The organism is Cryobacterium arcticum, from assembly GCF_003185895.1.
Classification (GTDB): Bacteria; Actinomycetota; Actinomycetes; order Actinomycetales; family Microbacteriaceae; genus Cryobacterium; species Cryobacterium arcticum.
The window spans coordinates 14,452-32,825 of sequence record NZ_QHLY01000007.1 but is presented as its reverse complement, the minus strand read 5'-3'; the positions used below and the strand labels follow the sequence as shown (position 1 = coordinate 32,825).

22 protein-coding genes are annotated in these 18,374 nt (G+C 66.8%); 5 read left to right on the top strand and 17 right to left on the bottom strand.

Annotated elements, in window-relative coordinates; all coding sequences use genetic code 11:
* Positions 1 to 73 precede the first annotated feature (73 nt).
* The gene (locus CTB96_RS05815) at positions 74 to 598 is read left to right on the top strand and encodes a methylated-DNA--[protein]-cysteine S-methyltransferase (protein WP_110126284.1); all 525 of its coding nucleotides are present in this window, start codon (positions 74 to 76) and stop codon (positions 596 to 598) included.
* A complete protein-coding gene (locus CTB96_RS05810) occupies positions 595 to 1,215 on the top strand; it encodes a DNA-3-methyladenine glycosylase I (protein WP_110125989.1) in 621 nt (206 codons plus the stop codon). Before CTB96_RS05815 ends, CTB96_RS05810 begins: the two co-directional genes overlap by 4 nt.
* Positions 1,216 to 1,237: 22 nt before the next feature.
* Here the strand turns inward: CTB96_RS05810 and CTB96_RS05805 are convergent, their stop codons facing one another.
* The 15 genes from CTB96_RS05805 to prmC form a co-directional block, all read right to left on the bottom strand.
* Complete coding sequence (locus CTB96_RS05805) at positions 1,238 to 2,230, bottom strand: malate dehydrogenase (RefSeq protein WP_110125988.1); 993 nt, start codon at positions 2,228 to 2,230, stop codon at positions 1,238 to 1,240.
* A gap of 48 nt (positions 2,231 to 2,278) precedes the next feature.
* A complete protein-coding gene (locus tag CTB96_RS05800) occupies positions 2,279 to 3,031 on the bottom strand; it encodes a YaaA family protein (RefSeq protein WP_110125987.1) in 753 nt (250 codons plus the stop codon).
* Positions 3,032 to 3,039: 8 nt separating this feature from the next.
* On the bottom strand, positions 3,040 to 3,306 hold the full coding sequence (locus CTB96_RS05795; protein WP_110125986.1) for a F0F1 ATP synthase subunit epsilon: 267 nt from the start codon (positions 3,304 to 3,306) through the stop codon (positions 3,040 to 3,042).
* A 2-nt stretch (positions 3,307 to 3,308) separates the two neighbouring features.
* Positions 3,309 to 4,772: a F0F1 ATP synthase subunit beta gene (atpD, locus tag CTB96_RS05790; RefSeq protein ID WP_066593686.1), complete on the bottom strand. Its 1,464-nt coding sequence runs from the start codon at positions 4,770 to 4,772 to the stop codon at positions 3,309 to 3,311.
* An 18-nt stretch (positions 4,773 to 4,790) separates the two neighbouring features.
* The gene (locus CTB96_RS05785) at positions 4,791 to 5,690 is read right to left on the bottom strand and encodes a F0F1 ATP synthase subunit gamma (RefSeq protein WP_110125985.1); all 900 of its coding nucleotides are present in this window, start codon (positions 5,688 to 5,690) and stop codon (positions 4,791 to 4,793) included.
* An 89-nt stretch (positions 5,691 to 5,779) separates the two neighbouring features.
* On the bottom strand, positions 5,780 to 7,417 hold the full coding sequence (gene atpA / locus CTB96_RS05780; RefSeq protein ID WP_110126283.1) for a F0F1 ATP synthase subunit alpha: 1,638 nt from the start codon (positions 7,415 to 7,417) through the stop codon (positions 5,780 to 5,782).
* A gap of 87 nt (positions 7,418 to 7,504) precedes the next feature.
* Positions 7,505 to 8,302 carry a F0F1 ATP synthase subunit delta gene (locus tag CTB96_RS05775; protein WP_110125984.1) on the bottom strand — a complete coding sequence of 266 codons (798 nt, stop codon included), beginning with the start codon at positions 8,300 to 8,302 and terminating at the stop codon, positions 7,505 to 7,507.
* 4 nt (positions 8,303 to 8,306) lie between these two features.
* Entirely contained in the window at positions 8,307 to 8,876 is a 570-nt protein-coding gene (locus CTB96_RS05770) for a F0F1 ATP synthase subunit B (protein WP_110125983.1), read from the bottom strand.
* A 31-nt stretch (positions 8,877 to 8,907) separates the two neighbouring features.
* Positions 8,908 to 9,141, bottom strand: a complete 234-nt coding sequence (gene atpE / locus CTB96_RS05765) for an ATP synthase F0 subunit C (protein WP_066593671.1) — start codon at positions 9,139 to 9,141, stop codon at positions 8,908 to 8,910.
* 48 nt (positions 9,142 to 9,189) lie between these two features.
* On the bottom strand, positions 9,190 to 10,077 hold the full coding sequence (gene atpB, locus CTB96_RS05760; protein ID WP_110125982.1) for a F0F1 ATP synthase subunit A: 888 nt from the start codon (positions 10,075 to 10,077) through the stop codon (positions 9,190 to 9,192).
* 124 nt (positions 10,078 to 10,201) lie between these two features.
* Positions 10,202 to 10,666, bottom strand: coding sequence for a Cg1360 family ATP-synthase-associated protein (locus CTB96_RS05755; RefSeq protein ID WP_110125981.1), 465 nt, complete (start codon positions 10,664 to 10,666; stop codon positions 10,202 to 10,204).
* A complete protein-coding gene (locus CTB96_RS05750; protein ID WP_110125980.1) occupies positions 10,663 to 11,892 on the bottom strand; it encodes an MraY family glycosyltransferase in 1,230 nt (409 codons plus the stop codon). The genes CTB96_RS05755 and CTB96_RS05750 overlap by 4 nt, the downstream gene beginning before the upstream one ends.
* Positions 11,889 to 12,590, bottom strand: a complete 702-nt coding sequence (locus CTB96_RS05745) for an L-threonylcarbamoyladenylate synthase (protein ID WP_110125979.1) — start codon at positions 12,588 to 12,590, stop codon at positions 11,889 to 11,891. Before CTB96_RS05745 ends, CTB96_RS05750 begins: the two co-directional genes overlap by 4 nt.
* A 105-nt stretch (positions 12,591 to 12,695) precedes the next feature.
* Positions 12,696 to 13,196, bottom strand: a complete 501-nt coding sequence (locus CTB96_RS05740; protein ID WP_181397164.1) for a GNAT family N-acetyltransferase — start codon at positions 13,194 to 13,196, stop codon at positions 12,696 to 12,698.
* Positions 13,193 to 14,095: a peptide chain release factor N(5)-glutamine methyltransferase gene (prmC, locus tag CTB96_RS05735; RefSeq protein WP_427846465.1), complete on the bottom strand. Its 903-nt coding sequence runs from the start codon at positions 14,093 to 14,095 to the stop codon at positions 13,193 to 13,195. Before prmC ends, CTB96_RS05740 begins: the two co-directional genes overlap by 4 nt.
* Before the next feature lie 153 nt (positions 14,096 to 14,248).
* Here prmC and cysK point away from each other — a divergent pair, with 153 nt between their 5' ends.
* The 3 genes from cysK (at position 14,249) to CTB96_RS05720 (ending at position 16,961) form a co-directional block, all read left to right on the top strand.
* Entirely contained in the window at positions 14,249 to 15,184 is a 936-nt protein-coding gene (gene cysK / locus CTB96_RS05730; RefSeq protein WP_110125977.1) for a cysteine synthase A, read from the top strand.
* 41 nt (positions 15,185 to 15,225) lie between these two features.
* Positions 15,226 to 15,804, top strand: coding sequence for a serine O-acetyltransferase EpsC (gene epsC / locus CTB96_RS05725; RefSeq protein ID WP_110125976.1), 579 nt, complete (start codon positions 15,226 to 15,228; stop codon positions 15,802 to 15,804).
* A 125-nt stretch (positions 15,805 to 15,929) separates the two neighbouring features.
* On the top strand, positions 15,930 to 16,961 hold the full coding sequence (locus CTB96_RS05720) for an isopenicillin N synthase family dioxygenase (RefSeq protein WP_110125975.1): 1,032 nt from the start codon (positions 15,930 to 15,932) through the stop codon (positions 16,959 to 16,961).
* Positions 16,962 to 16,964: 3 nt separating this feature from the next.
* Here CTB96_RS05720 and CTB96_RS05715 read toward each other — a convergent pair whose 3' ends face one another.
* Positions 16,965 to 17,606, bottom strand: coding sequence for a LysE family translocator (locus CTB96_RS05715; RefSeq protein ID WP_110125974.1), 642 nt, complete (start codon positions 17,604 to 17,606; stop codon positions 16,965 to 16,967).
* Between the two features lie 2 nt (positions 17,607 to 17,608).
* Entirely contained in the window at positions 17,609 to 18,091 is a 483-nt protein-coding gene (locus CTB96_RS05710; protein ID WP_110125973.1) for a GNAT family N-acetyltransferase, read from the bottom strand.
* Positions 18,092 to 18,374 lie beyond the last annotated feature (283 nt).

Sequence of the window (18,374 nt, the reverse complement as noted above, 5' to 3'; positions counted from 1 at the left end):
CCGGGTTCTCGCCGAAGATTCCAGTGTCCGAAACCCGCCGGTTCCGGTCAGCGCCGCCGACTACAGTCGCAGTATGAGCAGCCCAGCCCCCCTCTCACCCAACCTGATCCCGCCGAACCTGATTCGGCTGTCCAGTCCGCTCGGCGACCTCGAGCTCACCGGCGACGACTCCGAAGTGTGGTCCCTGGCCATCATCAGGCAGGGCCACTTGCCTCTCGAAGGCCTGCCGGAGTCCCCCAACGCCCTGCTCGACCAGGCAACGCGGGAGCTCACCGAGTACTTCGCCGGCGACAGGGTCACCTTTGACGTGCCCGTTCGGCTCTCCGTCGGTACCGAGTTCCAGCGGAGCGTCTGGCAGGGGCTGGCCGCCATCCCGTTCGGCGACCACCTCTCCTACGGCGAGCTGGGCCGGTCGATCGGCAAGAGCGGGGCCGGCCGAGCCATCGGCGGAGCCGTCGGGGCAAACCCGGCACCGATCCTGGTCGGCTGCCACCGGGTGCTGGCCTCGAACGGTCGCATCACCGGATTCAGCGCCGGTGAGGGCATCCCCACCAAGCAGTGGTTGCTGCGGCACGAGGGCATCGAGTACGTCGGATGACCATCGACGCGGCGGCGCACGCTTCGGCACCGCCGCCCCGGCCCTCGGTGCTCGTCGGCGACGACGGGCTGGCCCGCTGTGGCTGGGCCACGAGTGACGCCGAGTACCTGCGCTATCACGACGAGGAGTGGGGCCGGCCGTTGCACGATGAGCGGGCCCTGTTCGAGAAGCTCAGCCTGGAAGGCTTCCAGGCCGGCCTGTCCTGGATAACCATCCTGCGTCGCCGGCCGGCGTTCCGGGCCGCATTCGCCGGGTTCGATATCGCCACCGTCGCAGCGTTCACCGACGCCGACGTGGAGCGTCTGCTGGCCGACGAGCGCATCATCCGGCACCGGGGCAAGATCACCGCGACCATCGGCAATGCCCGCACCACCCTGGCCCTGGGCGAGAGCCTGGCCGACCTGATCTGGGGTTTCGCACCGGCACCGCGCCCCGCGCCTCTTCGCACCCTGGCCGAGGTGCCGGCCATCACGCCTGAATCCACCGCCCTGAGCAAGGAACTCCGCTCCCGCGGCTACAGGTTCGTCGGGCCCACCACGATGTACGCCCTGATGCAGTCCAGCGGCCTGGTAAACGACCACGTGGCAGGCTGCCACCGCGCGCCCGCGCCCGCGTAAGCCCCGGCCGACCTCGCGAGAACTAGCGCGGGCCGAGCAGCCCCAGCGCGCTCACGGTGTCGCGCTCGGACTGGAGGTCGGCCACGGAGGCGTCGATCCGGGCGCGGGAGAAGGCGTCGATCTCCAGGCCGGGCTCGATCGACCAGTTGCCGCCGAGGGACCGCACCGGGTACGACGACACGAGGCCCGCCGTCACCCCGTAGGAGCCGTCGGAGATCACCCCGGCACTGGTCCAGTCGTCGCCGGTGCCGTTCACCCAGTCGTAGACGTGGTCGACGGTCGCACTGGCCGCCGATCCCATCGAGGAGGCTCCACGCACGGCGATGATCTCAGCACCGCGATTGGCCACCCGTGGAATGAACTCGTTCACCAGCCAGGCCTCATCCACCAGTTCCCGCACCGGGCGGCCGTCGACGGTGGCGTGCGTCACGTCGGGATACTGCTTGACGGAGTGGTTTCCCCAGATGGCGACGCCCCGCACCGACGTCACCGGCACCGAGAGGTGGGCGGCCAGTTGGGCGACGGCCCGGTTGTGATCGAGCCGGGTGAGCGCGGTGAACCGGTCAGCCGGAACATCGGGGGCGTGGCTGGCGGTCACCAGGGTGTTGGTGTTGGCCGGGTTGCCCACCACGACGACCCGGATGTCGTCGGCCGCGCCGGCGTTGATCGCGGCGCCCTGAGGCCCGAAGATCCGGGCGTTGCCCTCGAGCAGGTCGGCGCGCTGCTGACCGGGCCCGCGGGGCCTGGAGCCGACCAGGATGGCGATGTTGCTGCCCTCGAACGCCTGGGCCGGGTCATCCGTCACCCGCACGTCCCGCAGCAGCGGGAACGCGCTGTCCTGCAGCTCGAAGGCGCTGCCCTCCGCGGCCTGCAGGCCGGTCGGGATTTCCAGCAGGCGCAGTGCGACGGGCACGTTCGGCCCGAGCAGCTGGCCTGAGGCGATGCGGAACATCAGGGCGTAGCCGATGTTGCCTCCGGCGCCGGTGACGGTGACGTTTACTCGTTGTCTCTGCACGCCTTCATCCTAGGCTGGCAGGCTGCCTCCGCACCGGATACGCGCGGTTCAGTGCCCGGTCACGACCAGTTCCAGTTCGCTGGCAGCGCCGGGGCGCAGGGTGAGTCCCGCCGTCGCCGCCCACGCCAGCAGGTCTTCGACGGTGCCGAAGTCCTGGCCGTTCTCGAGCAGAGCCCGGGTGAACTCGCCCTTGGACTTCTTGTTGAAGTGGTTCAGCGCGCGCGTCTGACCTTCGGTGCCCTCGGTCACCACCCGCAGGAAGAAGCGTTGGGGATGCCCGGCCGCCGCCCCGAGCGCCACGTAGCCCTCCGAGCGCAGGTCGAGCAACAGCCCGCCGACCTTCTCGAGCACCAGGGACACGTCGCCGGCCCAGTGCTTCTTCAGCGAGAGCTCCGGCAGCCTGGAGTCATGGGAGAGCCGGTACGCCGGCACCAGGTCGAGTCCGCCCACCGGGCCGAGCAGGGCGGAGTGCACCAGCAGATGCTCCCCCGCGAAGGCGCGGGCGTCGGTCGAGAGGGTGTCGGCGGCCAGGGCGTCGTAGAGCACCCCGGTGTAGCGGTCGATGACCGGCGTGGTCGGGGAGGTGACGAGGGTGGCGTTCCGGTGTACCTCGGCCAGCTGGGTGCGACCGAGCTTGAGGGCGCGCACAGTGGCGTCTTCGTCCTTCGCCAGCGTCTTCAACGCGCGCACGACGGTGCGGCGACGGCGGTTCAGCGCGGGAAAGGACAGCGAGTCGATGTCCAGGGACGCAAAACCGCCGCCGGAGCGTTTCGTCTCCGACGGCGGTAGCAATACAAACAAAAAGAGTCCTAAACGAGTGCAGCCTTGCGAGCAACGATGGTGATGGTGTCGTTCTCGACCGAGAGGAATCCGTCGGCCGCCTCCGCGACAACCTTGGAACCGTCGGGCAGGGTGAGACGTACCTCACCACTGGAGAGGATGGCCAGCAACGGCTCGTGGCCGGCGAGAATACCGATCTCGCCTTCCACGGTGCGCGCCACGACCATGGTGGCCTCGCCGGACCAGACCTGCTGGTCCGCCGAGACAACACTCACGGAAAGCGGAGCCGAAGCCATGCTTAGCCGTTCTCCTTCTGAATCTGTGCCCACTTCTCTTCCACGTCGCCGATGCCGCCGACGTTGAAGAAGGCCTGCTCCGACACGTGGTCGAAGTCACCGTTGGCGATGGCGGTGAACGACTCGATGGTGTCCTTGAGCGACACCGTCGAACCCTCGACGCCGGTGAACTTCTTCGCCATGTAGGTGTTCTGCGACAGGAACTGCTGGATGCGCCGGGCGCGGGCCACGGTCACCTTGTCTTCTTCAGAGAGCTCGTCAACACCGAGGATCGCGATGATCTCCTGGAGTTCCTTGTTCTTCTGCAGGATCGCCTTGACGCGAACGGCCGTGTTGTAGTGATCGGCGCCCAGGTAGCGGGGGTCGAGGATACGGCTGGACGAGGTGAGCGGGTCGACGGCCGGGTAGAGGCCCTTCGACGCGATCTCGCGCGACAGTTCCGTCGTGGCGTCGAGGTGGGCGAACGTGGTCGCCGGGGCCGGGTCGGTGTAGTCGTCAGCAGGCACGTAGATGGCCTGCAGCGAGGTGATCGAGTGGCCACGGGTCGACGTGATGCGCTCCTGCAGGATGCCCATCTCGTCGGCCAGGTTCGGCTGGTAACCCACGGCGGACGGCATGCGGCCCAGCAGGGTCGACACCTCAGAACCGGCCTGGGTGAAGCGGAAGATGTTGTCGATGAAGAGCAACACGTCCTGCTTGGCGACGTCACGGAAGTACTCGGCCATGGTCAGCGCGGAGAGCGCGACGCGCAGTCGCGTTCCCGGCGGCTCGTCCATCTGGCCGAATACGAGGGCGGTCTTGTCGAAGACGCCGGCTTCTTCCATTTCGCCGATGAGGTCGTTGCCCTCACGGGTACGCTCGCCGACACCGGCGAACACCGACACACCACCGTGGTCCTGCGCAACGCGCTGGATCATTTCCTGGATGAGCACGGTCTTGCCGACGCCTGCACCACCGAAGAGGCCGATCTTTCCACCGAGAACGTACGGGGTGAGAAGGTCGATGACCTTGATGCCGGTCTCGAACAGCTGGGTCTTGGACTCCAGCTGGTCGAAGGGCGGCGGCTTGCGGTGGATGGGCCAGCGCTCGGTGATCTCGATCTTCTCGCCCGGCTTGGCGTTGAGCACCTCGCCGATGACGTTGAAGACGCGGCCCTTGGTGACGTTGCCGACCGGAACCATGATGGGAGAGCCGGTGTCCCGGACCTCCTGGCCGCGGACGAGTCCGTCGGTCGGGTTCAGGGCGATGGCGCGAACGAGGTCGTCGCCGAGGTGCAGTGCGACCTCGAGGGTGATCTCGGTCGACTCGTCGCCAATGACGATGGTCGTCTTGAGCGCGTTGTACATACCAGGGATCGAGTCGTGCGGGAACTCAATGTCCACGACGGGTCCCGTAACGCGTGCGATCCGGCCCACAGCGCCGGCTGTGTCCTCTGCGAGGACTGGCGCGATTGCGGTGTCAGTCATTGCTCTCTCTTCTCTGGGTTAGTTCTTGGCGGATGAGAGCGCATCGGCTCCACCCACGATCTCGGAAATCTGCTGCGTGATCTCGGTCTGGCGCGCGTTGTTCGACAGGCGAGTGAAGTCCTTGATGAGCTTGTCGGCGTTGTCGCTGGCCGACTTCATCGCCTTCTGGCGGCTGGCGTGCTCCGAAGCGGCCGACTGCAACATGGCGTTGAAGATGCGGCTTTCGATGTACACCGGCAGCAGGGCGTCGAGAACGGTCTCGGCCTCAGGCTCGAATTCGTAGAGCGGCAGCACGGATGCGGCGTCGGTGGCTTCGCCTTCGACGACCTCGAGGGGCAGCAACCGAACGACCTCTGGCACCTGGGTGACCATGCTGACGAAGCGGTTGTAGACCACGTGGATCTCGTCGACGCCACCGTCGTCGGATTCGCGGAGGAACGCTTCGAGGAGGGCCTCGCCGATTTCCTGGGCGGTGTCGAACTGCGGCTGGTCGGTGGCCCCGGTCCAGGATCGCTCCGAGACGCGGCGGCGGAAGCTGAAGTACGCGAGCGCCTTACGGCCGACCAGGTAGTAGACGACGTCCTTGCCCTGGCTGCGGAGCAGCTCGGTGAGCTGCTCGGCTTCGCGGAGCACCTGGGAGCTGAACGCTCCGGCCAGGCCCCGGTCGGAGGCGAAGATGACGACCGCGGCGCGGTTGATGACCTCGGGTTCCGTGGTCAGCACGTGCTCGATGTTCGAGTACGTGGCGACGGCGGAAACGGCCCGCGTGATCGCACGCGAATACGGGGTGGACGCAGCAACCCTCGCCTGCGCCTTCTGGATGCGCGAGGCGGAGATCAGCTCCATGGCCCGAGTGATCTTCTTGGTCGTCTGGGCAGATTTGATCTTCTGCCGGTAGACCCGAAGTTGCGCTCCCATGTGTCTCCTGTGCTTACTTGTCTGTCGTGTCGGTGGGTGTCGAGCAATCCGGTCCGCGCCGCCCTGAGGAGGCGCGGACCGGCAAGCAGCTAGCGCTTGTGCTTGACGATCTTTTCCTGGTTGACGTCTTCCGCCTTGGTGGCGACGAATTCTTCCCGGCCGACGGAGGCGAGTGCCTTGCCCTCACCGGTCTGGAATTCGCGCTTGAAGGTGTCGACGGCCGTGGTGAGCTCGGCGACGGTGTCGTCAGAGAGCACGTTGGTCTCGCGCAGGGTGGTGAGGATGCCCGTGTTGCGGCCCAGGTAGTCGAGCAGTTCACGCTCGAAACGCAGGATGTCTTCGAGGGGAACCTCATCGAGCTTGCCGTTGGTGCCGGCCCAGATCGAGACGACCTGGTCTTCGACCGGGTACGGGGAGTACTGCGGCTGCTTGAGCAGCTCGGTCAGGCGGGCGCCACGAGCAAGCTGGCGACGGCTGGCCGGGTCGAGGTCCGATGCGAACATCGAGAATGCCTCGAGCGAGCGGTACTGGGCCAGTTCGAGCTTGAGGGTACCGGAGACCTTCTTGATCGACTTGACCTGGGCGTCACCACCGACTCGGGAGACCGAGATTCCCACGTCGACAGCGGGGCGCTGGTTGGCGTTGAAGAGGTCGGACTGCAGGAAGATCTGGCCGTCGGTGATCGAGATCACGTTGGTCGGAATGTAGGCAGCAACGTCGTTGGCCTTGGTCTCGATGATCGGCAGGCCGGTCATGGAGCCGGCGCCCAGCTCGTCGGAGAGCTTGGCACAACGCTCGAGCAGACGGGAGTGCAGGTAGAACACGTCGCCGGGGTACGCTTCGCGTCCCGGCGGGCGACGCAGCAGCAGCGATACCGCACGGTAGGCCTCGGCCTGCTTGGACAGGTCGTCGAAGATGATCAGAACGTGCTTGCCGGCGTACATCCAGTGCTGGCCGATGGCCGAGCCGGTGTACGGTGCGAGGTACTTGAAGCCGGCCGGGTCAGAGGCGGGGGCGGCGACGATGGTCGTGTACTCCATCGCTCCGGCATCCTCGAGCGCACCCTTCACCGAAGCGATGGTGGAGCCCTTCTGGCCGATGGCGACGTAGATGCAGCGAACCTGCTTGTTGGTGTCGCCGGACTCCCAGTTGGCCTTCTGGTTGATGATGGTGTCCACCGCGATGGCGGTCTTGCCCGTCTGGCGGTCACCGATGATCAGCTGGCGCTGGCCACGGCCGATCGGGATCATCGCGTCGATGGCCTTGATGCCGGTCTGCATCGGCTCGTGCACGCTCTTGCGGTGCATGACGCCGGGAGCCTGCAGCTCGAGCGCGCGACGGCCATCCGTCTTGATCTCGCCGAGACCGTCGATCGGGGCGCCGAGCGGGTCGACGACACGGCCGAGGTAGCCGTCACCGACGGGAACGGAGAGCACCTCGCCGGTGCGGTACACCTCCATGCCTTCGACGATGCCGGCGAACTCGCCGAGGACGACAACACCGATCTCGTCTTCGTCGAGGTTCAGCGCGAGGCCCAGGGTGCCGTCGGCGAACTTGATGAGCTCGTTGGCCATGACGCCGGGGAGACCCTCAACGTGGGCGATGCCATCGCCCGCGGTGGTGACGTAGCCGACCTCGGTCGTTGCGGTCTTGTTCGGCTCGTAGGACTTGACGAAGTCCTGGAGAGCATCACGGATCTCATCGGGGCTGATCGTTAGTTCTGCCATCATCTTCCCTTTTCTGTACAGCAGTACAGGCTTTGTCTTTTCGACACGTTACCGTCTCGAGGTTTGTGTGATCTGGGAACCCGAAGGTTACCCAGCAAGCTGCAGTCTCAAGTCCTTGAGACGGGTGGCGATGCTGCCGTCAATGACGTCATCGCCGATCTGTACCTTCAGGCCACCGACCACGGACGGGTCGATCACCTGGTTGATGGTGAGGTTGCGTCCGTATCGCGCCGACAGGGTCTTCGCGAGGCGGTCCAGCTGGGTGGAGGTCAACCGGGTCGCCGAGATGACTGTCGCGATCATGGTGTCGGCCTGGTCGGCGACGATCGCGGCAGCATCCCCGAGCAGCTCACCGATGCGACGGCCGCGAGGCTGCTGCACGAGGTGGCGCACGATGACGAGGGTCTGGGCAGATGCCTTGCCTTTCAGCAGGGCGTCAACGAGGCTCACCTTTGCCGCGGGGGCGGTGAGCTTGCTGGTCAGCGCCAACTCGAGGTCGGCGTCAGACGACACCGCGGCACCGAAGGTGAACAGCTCGGTGTCGATCGACACGTCCGCCGGGGCGGATGCGGCGGTCACGCGCAGGGCGAGTTCCTCGATGCCGGCCAGCAGGTCCTGCTGGCTGGACCAACGGGCGGCGGCAGCGGACTGCAGCAATTCGAGGGCCACTGGCGTCAGGGTCGGTGCGAATACCGCCTTGACGAGGGCGGTCTTGGCCTTCTCGTCAGCCGAGGCGTCGCCGATGGCGGCCAGCAGCTGGGAGGAGTTGCCGATGACCCGGCCGGCGTCGAACAGGCTTTCACCCGTCGCCAGATCGGCCGAGTCGGCGTGGGCGGCCAGGGCCGTCCGCGACGAGGCCAAGGCTTCTCTGGTGGCGCTTCCCATGTGTCTAGTGCTTTCCGGCCGACGGGGCCGAGTTCTCGGAGGACTCGATGTCGGCGAGGAAGCGGTCAACGATGGCGCTCGCACGAGCGTCGTCGTTCAGGCTCTCCCCGATGACACCGGAGGCCAGGTCGAGTGCCAGGGTGCCGACCTCGCTGCGAAGCGAGGTGATGGCGGCCTGGTGTTCTGCCTCGATCTGGGTCTTGGCGGTGGCCAGGATCCGGGCGGCGTCCGAGGACGCCTGCTCGCGGAGCTCGGAAACGATCTGCTGACCGTCTGCACGAGCCTGCTCGCGGATCTGGCCGGCTTCGACACGCGCCGCAGCGAGCTGGGCGGTGTACTGCTCGAGAGCAGCTTCCGCCTTGCGCTGGGCGTCGTCGGCCTTCGCGATGTTTCCTTCAATGGCCTCTGCGCGGTCGTCGAGCAGCTTCTGCATCCGAGGAAGAACGAGCTTCCAGAAGAACAACAGAATGATGACGAAGACGAAGGACGACCAAATGATGTCGTAGATCGCGGGAATAAGCGGGTTGACCGCCTCTTCCGCTTCTGCGGCGGCTGCAATCACTGAGTGAAGCATCGTGCCTCCTAACTAGTTGTAGAAAAGAGGACTAAACGAAGATGAAGTACGTGGCAATACCGATGAACGCGAGCGCCTCGGTGAATGCGATACCGATGTACATCAGCACCTGGAGACGGCCGGCCAGCTCAGGCTGACGTGCGACGCCCTCAATGGTCTTGCCCACGACGATACCAACGCCGATTGCCGGGCCGATAGCCGCGAGGCCGTAGCCGACGGTGGCAATGTTGCCGTTGATTTCCGCGAGAACGGTAACTGCGTCCACGTGTGTTTCCTTCCGTAGTGACGTATCCGGCGAGTGCCGAATGCGAGGTTAGTGCTCGTCAGCCAGCGCGAGCTGGATGTAGACAGCGGTGAGCAATGCGAAGACGTACGCCTGGAGCGTCGCCACCAAGAGTTCGAACAGCGTGAACACGAAGCCGAACGCGAGGGTACCGACACCGAACAGCTTGAAGCCGCCGTCAGCGGTGAAGAAGAAGAACTGCGTGGCCGCGAAGAACAGCACCAGCAGAAGGTGACCGACGACCATGTTCATCAGGAGCCGCAGGGTCAAGGTGACGGGGCGGATCAGGAACGTGGAGACGAACTCGATCGGCGTCACAATGATGTACAGCACCGGGGGCACGCCGGGCGGGAAGAGCGAGTTGCGGAAGAACTTGCCGGGGTGCTTCTTGATGCCGGCGTAGAGGAACGCAGCGTAGGCGACCAGAGCGAGCACCAGCGGGACACCGATGACCGACGTTCCCGCGATGTTGAGGAACGGGATCACACCGGTGAGGTTCATGAACAGAACCATGAAGAAGATGGTGGTGATCAGCGGAAGGAAGCGCTTGCCGTCCTTCTTGCCCAGCAGGTCCTCCGCGATGTTGACGCGCACGAGGTCCAGGCCCATTTCGACCAGGCTCTGAAGGCGGGTCGGGACGATCTGCATGCGACGGGTACCGGCCCAGAAGAGCAGCATCATCACCGCGACCGCGATGAAGCGGATGAGGATGATGCGGTTCATCTCGAACGGAGTGTCCGGGAAGAAGATCGCGGGCGGGAAGAACTCGTTGATCGTCGGACCGTGGAATTCACCGTCGTCGGACGCAAACGGAACGAGCAGGTTTACGGCGGTTTCTAGCAGCGCTTTCTCCTGGTTCGGGGCGTGGAGCTCTGCTCTCGCAACGACGAATATAGATGCCGGGCGTCGTGCCAGCATGGGCAACGTCGGTCCGGGGTGAATCGTTCATAACCCTAGCAATAAACGAGGCGTCCTTACGAATCGAGACAGGCTATCCCAGTCATGGATTGGGCCCTGCGGCGAGTCGTGGGTTAGGCGAACCTCAGTCGTCGTGCGGTGCCGGCGGCAGCACGACATCGCTGGCATACGGCATCCGGCTCTTGAAGAGCACGATCGCGTCGACGACGAGGGAGCCGAGCACGCCCGCGATGATGCTCAGGAACAGCACGATGGTGTTGATCCAGGGCTGGTCCTTGAGCAGCACCAGCAGCACGAGGAAGACCACGAACTTGAGCAGCCAGCCCCCCATGACAATGCCGAAGAACGCGCCGATGGCCGACTCCCGCCCCGCGTAGCGGTTGGCGAGCAGGATGCTGGCGGCGGTGATGCCCATGAAGACCACGGCCATCACGGTGCCGATCAGGGCGCTGAGCACCCCGGTGCCGCCGGCGACGAGCCCGCCGACCACCATTCCGACGATGGCGATGCCCAGGGCCAGGAAGCCGCCGAAGACGAGCACCTTCCGGAAGACCGGGATGGAGGTGGGCTGGGCGTGCTGGGTGGTCATACGGGCTCCTTGGCGTTGTCTGACGCTTCGTCGAGGGGGTCGAGCACGGCACTGGGTTCGGTGCCGATGACGGCGGTGGGAGGCGCCAGCTGGCTGGCGGCCTCGATCGCCTTGCGGCGGCTGAGCGGGGCGAGCGTCACGATGGTGCAGATGATCAGGGCCGTGACCAGGAAGATCGTGGCCCACCATGTGGGCAGGCCGAAGAACACCGGCAGAAGGTAGTAGAGAAGGCAGCCCACGGAGGCGGCGGCGGTCCAGCCGTAGAAGATCAGCACGGCGTGCAGGTGTGAGTGCCCCATGTCGAGCAATCGATGGTGCAGGTGCTTGCGGTCGGCGCTGAACGGGGACTTGCCTGCCCGAACCCGCCTGAACACGGCCAGGCCGAAGTCGAGCAACGGGATGATCAGGATCGCCACCGGCAGGATCAGCGGGATGAACGCCGGGAACAGCTGGGAGCGGTTGACCGCGGTGGGGTCGACTTGGCCGGTGATGGCGATGGCGGAGGTGGCCATCAAGAGGCCCACCAGCAGTGCGCCGGCGTCGCCCATGAACATCTTGGCCGGGTGCCAGTTCAGCGGCAGGAACCCGATACAGGCGCCGACCAGGATCGCGGCGATCAGTGAGGCGAGGTTGAAGTAGTTGGTGGGTGAGGTGTCACGCACCAGCAGGTAGCTGTAGATGAAGAACACGCCGTTGGCGATCAGGGCCACTCCGGCGACGAGACCGTCGAGCCCGTCGATGAAGTTGATCATGTTCATCACGATCACGATCGCCATCACGGTGATCACGATCGACATCCACGACGACCCGACGGTGAGACCGCCGATGGGCAGCGAGAAGACCTGCACCCCCTGCCAGGCCACCAGGCCGGCCGCGATGAACTGGCCGAGCAGCTTGGTCATCCAGTCGAGGTCCCAGATGTCGTCGGCCACGCCGAGCGCGACGATCAGCAGCGCGGCACCGAGGATCGCCATGATCTGTTGCGGATCGGCGAAGATCAGCCGTAACGGCGCGAACTGCGAGGCCACCAGGTAGGAGACCCCGAAGGCCACCAGGATGCCGATGAACATGGCGATTCCGCCGAGCCGCGGAGTGGGCCGGGTGTGCACGTCGCGTTCGCGGATCTTGGGGTAGAGCCGGTACTTGTGGGTGAGTTTGAGCACCACGATCGACATCAGGAAGGTGACGACCGCCGACACCAGGGCCAGCAGTACGAACAGGGTCATCGGTCGATCTCCGGGGCGAGGGCATCGCCGATCACGGCTTCGATCTCGGCCCGGGAGATCACGCCATTGCGCACGATCGCGATTTTGCCGCCGTTGGTCGCGAAGCCGGTGGCATCCACGATGGTGGACGAGGTATCGCCCGGGCGGTCGCCGATGGCGTCGTAGTCGAGGCCCGCCACTCCCCCGTCGAGGTAGACCGAGACGCTGCCGCCGAGCATGTCTTCTGCCCCGGCAGCGTCGATCGCCGACGGCTGACCGCTGATGTTGGCGCTGGAGACGGCGAGCGGGCCGGTTTCGGAGAGAAGGTCGAGAGCCACCTGGTTGCGCGGCATCCGCAGGGCGACGGTGCCCCGGGTCTCGCCGAGGTCCCAGACCAGCGACGGCTGCGCGGTGAGCACCACGGTCAGGCCGCCGGGCCAGAACGCGGCGACCAGCGCCCGAACGGGTTCGGGGATGTCTTGGGCGAGGGCGTCGAGGGTGGGGATGCCGGGGATGAGCACGGGTGGCGGTGACTGCCGGTCGCGGCCCTTGGCATCCAGCAGCTTCTGCACGGCCTCGGCGTTGAACGCGTCGGCGGCGACGCCATAGACGGTGTCGGTGGGGATGACAACGAGCGCTCCGCGGCCGATTGCCGAGCGTGCCAGGCGCATGCCGGTCGCGTATTCCTCGTCGACCGAGCAGTCATAGATACGTGTCATCGGGGCCAATTCTAGTGCAGCCTCCCTGGGAGGCCCGGAATGCACCCGCGACCTCGCGAACCGTGAGCTAAGCCCCACTTCGGGCGGTTTTTGAGTGCTTTACTCTCAGCTCGCGGGAAGGGTGAGGGTTTTTTCCATCACGATCTTGGTGGGCTCGTAGGCGAGGGACGCGTACAGGGCGCGGGCGGGCGCGTTGCGGGCGAAGACGTTCAGGGTGAGCTTGGCCGCGCCGAGCCGGGCGGCCTCGGTCTCGGCCAGCAGCATCGCCCGGCGGCCATGGCCGCGGCCCCGGAACTGTTCGAAGACCAGGATGTCCAGGATCCACCAATTGGTGGGGTCGTCGGCCGGCCCGGCGGCCAGCCAGAGCACACCGACGTGCTCGCCGGCGACGGTGACGGCGTAGACATGCTGCCCCGCGGCGGGCCGCCCGCCGGGGAACTCCCGCCGGATCGCGTCGGCAGCCTTGTTCTCGGCCGCAGCCCGGCTGAGTCCGGAGGCCTCGAGGTCGTCGGTGTAGTCCGCGACGCTGACGATCAGCCAGGCGGCGAGTTCCGCCTCATCGAGAGGACGGAGGGCGCCCGTCACGGGCACGGGCGCAGTCGTCACGGGCGCAGCGCCGTGGTGGTGCGGTCCCTCGTGGTGAGGTCGCGGTGGGTGGCGGTGGCCCGCCAGCCGTCGGTTTCGAGCAGCGCGCGGATCTCGGCGCCCTGCAGTTCGCCGTGCTCGATGGCCAGCACTCCCCCGGTGCGCAGCAGTCGCAGGCCGGTCTGGGAGACCAGGCGAACGACATCCAGGCCGTCCGCTCCCCCATAGAGGGCGTGGGCCGGGTCGAAGAGGCGAACCTCGATGTCGCGCGGGATGGCGTCGGCCGGGATGTAGGGCGGGTTCGACACCACCACGGAGACTGTGCCGTCAAGCTCGGGGAACGCTTCGGCGAGGTCCGCGAAGACGAGGGTGGCGTTGTCGGCGCCGATCTCGGCGAAGTTGCGGCTGGTCCACGGGAACGCATCCGGCGAGTTCTCGCAGGCGAACACGCGGGCGTGCGGCACTTCGGTGGCCATGGCCAGGGCGATGGCGCCGCTGCCGGTGCCGAGGTCGACCCCGATGGGCTCGGGGTCCGCCATGGAGCGCAGGGCATCGATGGCGATCTGGGCGACACCCTCGGTCTCGGGGCGCGGCACGAAGACGCCGGGCCCGACGTTCAGTTCGAGCGAGCGGAACGGGGCGCGGCCGGTGATGTGCTGCAGGGGTTCACGCTTCTCCCGGCGCTCGACCAGTGCGGTGATCGCGGCGGCGTCGGCCGCGGTGAGCGGGCTGCGCATGATCGCGGCAGCCTGCACCTGGCCGCGGCTCTGCCCCAGCACGTGGCCGATCAGGAGGTCGGCATCCACTTCGGCGTCGTCGATGCCCGCTCGGCCGAGTGCGGCCGCTGCCTGGGCGCGAATCCGGTCGACTGTGCTGGGTTCGCCGATCGGCGTAGCTGGGGTGTTGCTGGGAGCTGTCACAAAGTGAAATCTTACGCACCTCCCTGAGTATCGTCAGGGCTCTAGGCTGAACGAGGCATTCCGCAGAGCACCTCGTCACGGCGACACCCACCCCAGCGGCCCGTCCGCAGAAACACACAGGCTCCCTGGTGAGCCCACAGGAAAGGTCTATCGATGTCCGCACGGATTTACTCAGACATTACCGAAACCGTCGGCGGCACCCCGCTGGTGAAACTGAACCGACTGCCCGGCGACTCCACTGCCACGGTGCTCGCCAAGCTTGAGTTCTACAACCCGTCCAGCAGCGTCAAGGACCGCATCGGCGTGGCCATCGTCGATGCCGCGGAGAAGGCCGGCGAGCTGCTTCCCGGCGGCACCATTGTCGAGGGCACCAGCGGCAACACCGGCATCGCGCTCGCCCTGGTCGGCGCGGCCCGCGGCTACAAGGTGATCCTGGCGATGCCGGAGACCATGAGCAAGGAGCGGAAGATCCTGCTGCGCGCGTATGGCGCCGAGCTGGTGCTCACCCCCGGTGCCGACGGCATGCGCGGAGCGGTCGAGAAGGCCAAGGAGATCGCCGCGGAGACTCCCGGAGCTATCTGGGCCCGCCAGTTCGACAACCCGGCCAACCCGGCCATCCACAAGGCCACGACCGGCGTGGAGATCTGGGACGACACCGACGGAGCGGTCGACCTCCTGGTCGCCGGCATCGGCACCGGCGGCACCATCACCGGTGCCGGCCAGCTGCTCAAGGAGCGCAAGCCGTCCGTGCACATCGTGGGTGTCGAGCCCAAGGACTCCCCCATCCTCAACGGCGGCGCCCCCGGCCCGCACAAGATCCAGGGCATCGGTGCCAACTTCGTGCCGAGCGTGCTCGACACCGAGATCTACGACGAGGTCACCGATGTGACCCTGGCCGACGCCATCGCCACCGCCCGCGCGCTCGGCACCCAGGAAGGCATCCTGGCCGGCATCTCCGGCGGCGCCGCGGTCTGGGCAGCGCTCGAGCAGGCAAAGCTGCCCGAGAACGCCGGCAAGACCATCGTCGTGATCGTGCCCGGCTTCGGCGAGCGGTACATCAGCACCGTGCTCTACGAAGACCTCGTCTAGAGTTTCGTTCCACTACCAACCACAACAGACAGGTGCCCGGCATGGGAGTGTTTGCCCGCATTCGCGAAGACATTGCGATGGCGCGCACGCACGACCCTGCCGCGCACAGCAAGGCCGAGGTGCTCCTCGGTTACAGCGGGGTGCACGCGGTCTGGGCGTACCGGGTCACGCACAAGCTCTGGCTCGGCGGATACCGTCTGCCCGCGCGTCTGCTCTCCCAGTTCGCGCGGTTTCTCACCGGGGTGGAAATCCACCCCGGTGCCAGCATCGGGCGTCGCCTGTTCATCGATCACGGCATGGGTGTGGTGATCGGTGAGACCGCGGTGGTCGGCGACGACGTGATGCTGTACCACGGGGTCACCCTCGGTGGAAAGAGCCGGCACGGTCTGGTGCCCGGCGCCCAGCGGCATCCGACCCTGCACGACGGTGTCACCGTGGGCGCCGGCGCCAAGATCCTAGGCCCGGTCACCCTGGGAGCCTGGAGCACCGTTGGGGCCAATGCCGTCGTCACCAAGGATGCCCCGGCCCGCTCGATCCTGCTCGGAGTGCCAGCGCGGATGCAGCCGGGCACGGCCGAGGAGATCAAAGCCGCACGCGGTCTGTTGAAATCCGAACTCTGAGAGCGACAGGCGCCGTTTTCTGCGACGCGAGGGCATCATGGGGCCGCTGATCCGCAGCATCTTCGAACCCGGCAATCCGGTGTAACACAGCGGGATTCACGCCGACGTTTGACAGAATAGTTGTCATGACAACCTCCCCCGCTGCCGCCGCCGCAACGTCCGCTGCTTCCCTCCCGGTGCTCGATCTGTCCAGGCTCGACGCCGGACCGGAGGAGGCCGAGGCGTTCCGCACGGAGCTCCGCGAGGTCACCCACGACTATGGCTTCTTCTACCTCACCGGTCACGGCGTTCCCGCCGACCTGATCGAGCGGGTGATGACCACCTCGCGGGCGTTCTTCAACCTGCCGGAGGCCGACAAGATGGCCATCGAGAACCTCAAGAGCCCGCACTTCCGCGGTTACACCCGAGTGGGCGGCGAACTCACCCAGGGTGTGGTGGACTGGCGCGAGCAGATCGACATCGGACCGGAGCGCGCCGCGCTCGACCTCACCGCCGACGACGCCGACTACCTGCGCCTCGAGGGGCCCAACCAGTGGCCCACCGCGCTGCCGGAGCTCGAAGAGGTCATCACCGAATGGCGCGAAGAGCTCAACAGCGTGGCCCTCCGCCTGATGCAGGCGTGGGCGCTGTCGCTCGGCGCCGACCAGCATGTCTTCGACGAGGCCTTCGCCCTGAAGCCGTCGACCCTGATCAAGATCGTGCGCTACCCCGGCAAGTCCGACCCCACGCCCAAGCAGGGCGTCGGCGCGCACAAGGACTCCGGCGTGCTCACCCTGCTCTTCGTCGAGCCCGGCAAGGGCGGCCTGCAGGTGGAGAAGGACGGCGAGTGGATCGACGCTCCCCCGCTCGACGGCGCGTTCGTGGTGAACATCGGCGAACTGCTCGAGGTGGCGACGGATGGTTACCTCAAGGCCACCGTGCACCGCGTGATCTCCCCGTTGATCGGCACCGACCGCATCTCGATCCCGTTCTTCTACAGCCCGGCGCTGGACGCCACCATCCCGGTGCTCACCCTGCCAGAGGAGCTCCACGCTCCCGGAATCACGGTGGACCCCGAGAACCCGATCTTCGCCACCTACGGCGAGAACTCGCTCAAGAGCCGCATGCGCGCGCACCCCGACGTGGCGGCGATCCACCACGCCGACCTGCTCAAGTAGGGATCAGGCTGCGGGTGCGGGGGCGTCGAGCGCGAGCTTGACGCCCACCGCGCCCAGCAGCGTGCCGGTGATCCAGCGCTGCACGACCAGCCAGGTGGGCCGGCTGCGCAGGAACACCGCGATGGCGCCGGCGGCCAACACGATCGCGGCGTTCACCAGCATGCTCACCGTGATCTGCACCCCGCCCAGGATGAAGCCCTGCAGCATGACGTTGCCGGTGGACGGGGTCACAAACTGCGGGATCAGGGCGAGGTACATGATTGCCGCCTTGGGATTGAGCAGGTTCGTGACCAGCCCCATGCGGAACAGTTTTGCCCGGGAGTCACCGGGCAGGTCTCTGGCTTCGAACAGCGACATCCCGCCGGGCTTGAGGGTCTTCCAGGCCAGGTAGAGCAGGTAGGCCGCCCCCGCGATCTTGACCGCCGTGTAGAGCCACGGCACCAACAGGAACACCGCGGCGAGCCCCACATTGGCCATGGTCATATAAACCAGGAATCCCACCAGGGTGCCGGCCAGCGAGACCATGCCGGCGCGCCAGCCCTGCCCGATGCTGCGGGAGACCAGGTAGATCATGTTGGGGCCCGGGGTGAGCACCATGCCGAGGGCGACCAGGGCCATGCCGAGGACGGCGGGTAACGTGACCATGGTCAGGGCAGCTCCTTCGCGAGCCAGTGCTCGGCATACGGTTCGGTGTTGAACGGGTCGACCTCGGCGTAGCCGGACCGGGCGTACAGGCGGCGGGCCTCGACAAGATCGCTGCGCACCGTCAGGCGAAGAGTGTTGAGTCCGGCTGCCACGGCGAGGCTGTCCAGGTGGGCGAGCAGCCCGGTGGCGGCGCCTGTCCCCCGGGCCTCGGCGGCCACGTAGACGCGAGTCAGCTCGCCAATGCCGCCACCGACGAACCGCACCCCTCCGCAGGCCAGGGGTGCGCCGTGCAGCAGCCCGACCACAAGCACGCCGGTGTCGCCTCGCAGGTCGTCGCTGGGCTCATCCGCCATCGCAGAGTCGACCTCGGCGGGCAGCGCGGCCCGGCCCCAGTACCGGCCGACGATGTCGTTGTAATACTCCCGCAGCAGGGCGGCGGCAGCGGGCGAGCCCGGGTCGGTGGTGACAAAGGTGAGCCCGGGCATAACCAAGAGCCTAGTTGGACCGCCGCCCCTCGCCGGTCGCGAGTCAGCCCGGAGCCGCACCACATGCCGGTCGAGCCTGTCGAGACCCCGTGGGCCGAACTCGGGAACCCCGCCACGACATCCGCAGGACGGGTCACCAGGTTTCGACAAGCTCAACCACCGACCGGGGCGCGTCCCACCGCGGCCATCTGCTGGTCGAGCCTGTCGAGACCCCGTGGGCCGAACTCGGGAACCCTGCCGCGGCACATGTAGGCCGGGTCACCACGTTTCGACAAGCTCAACC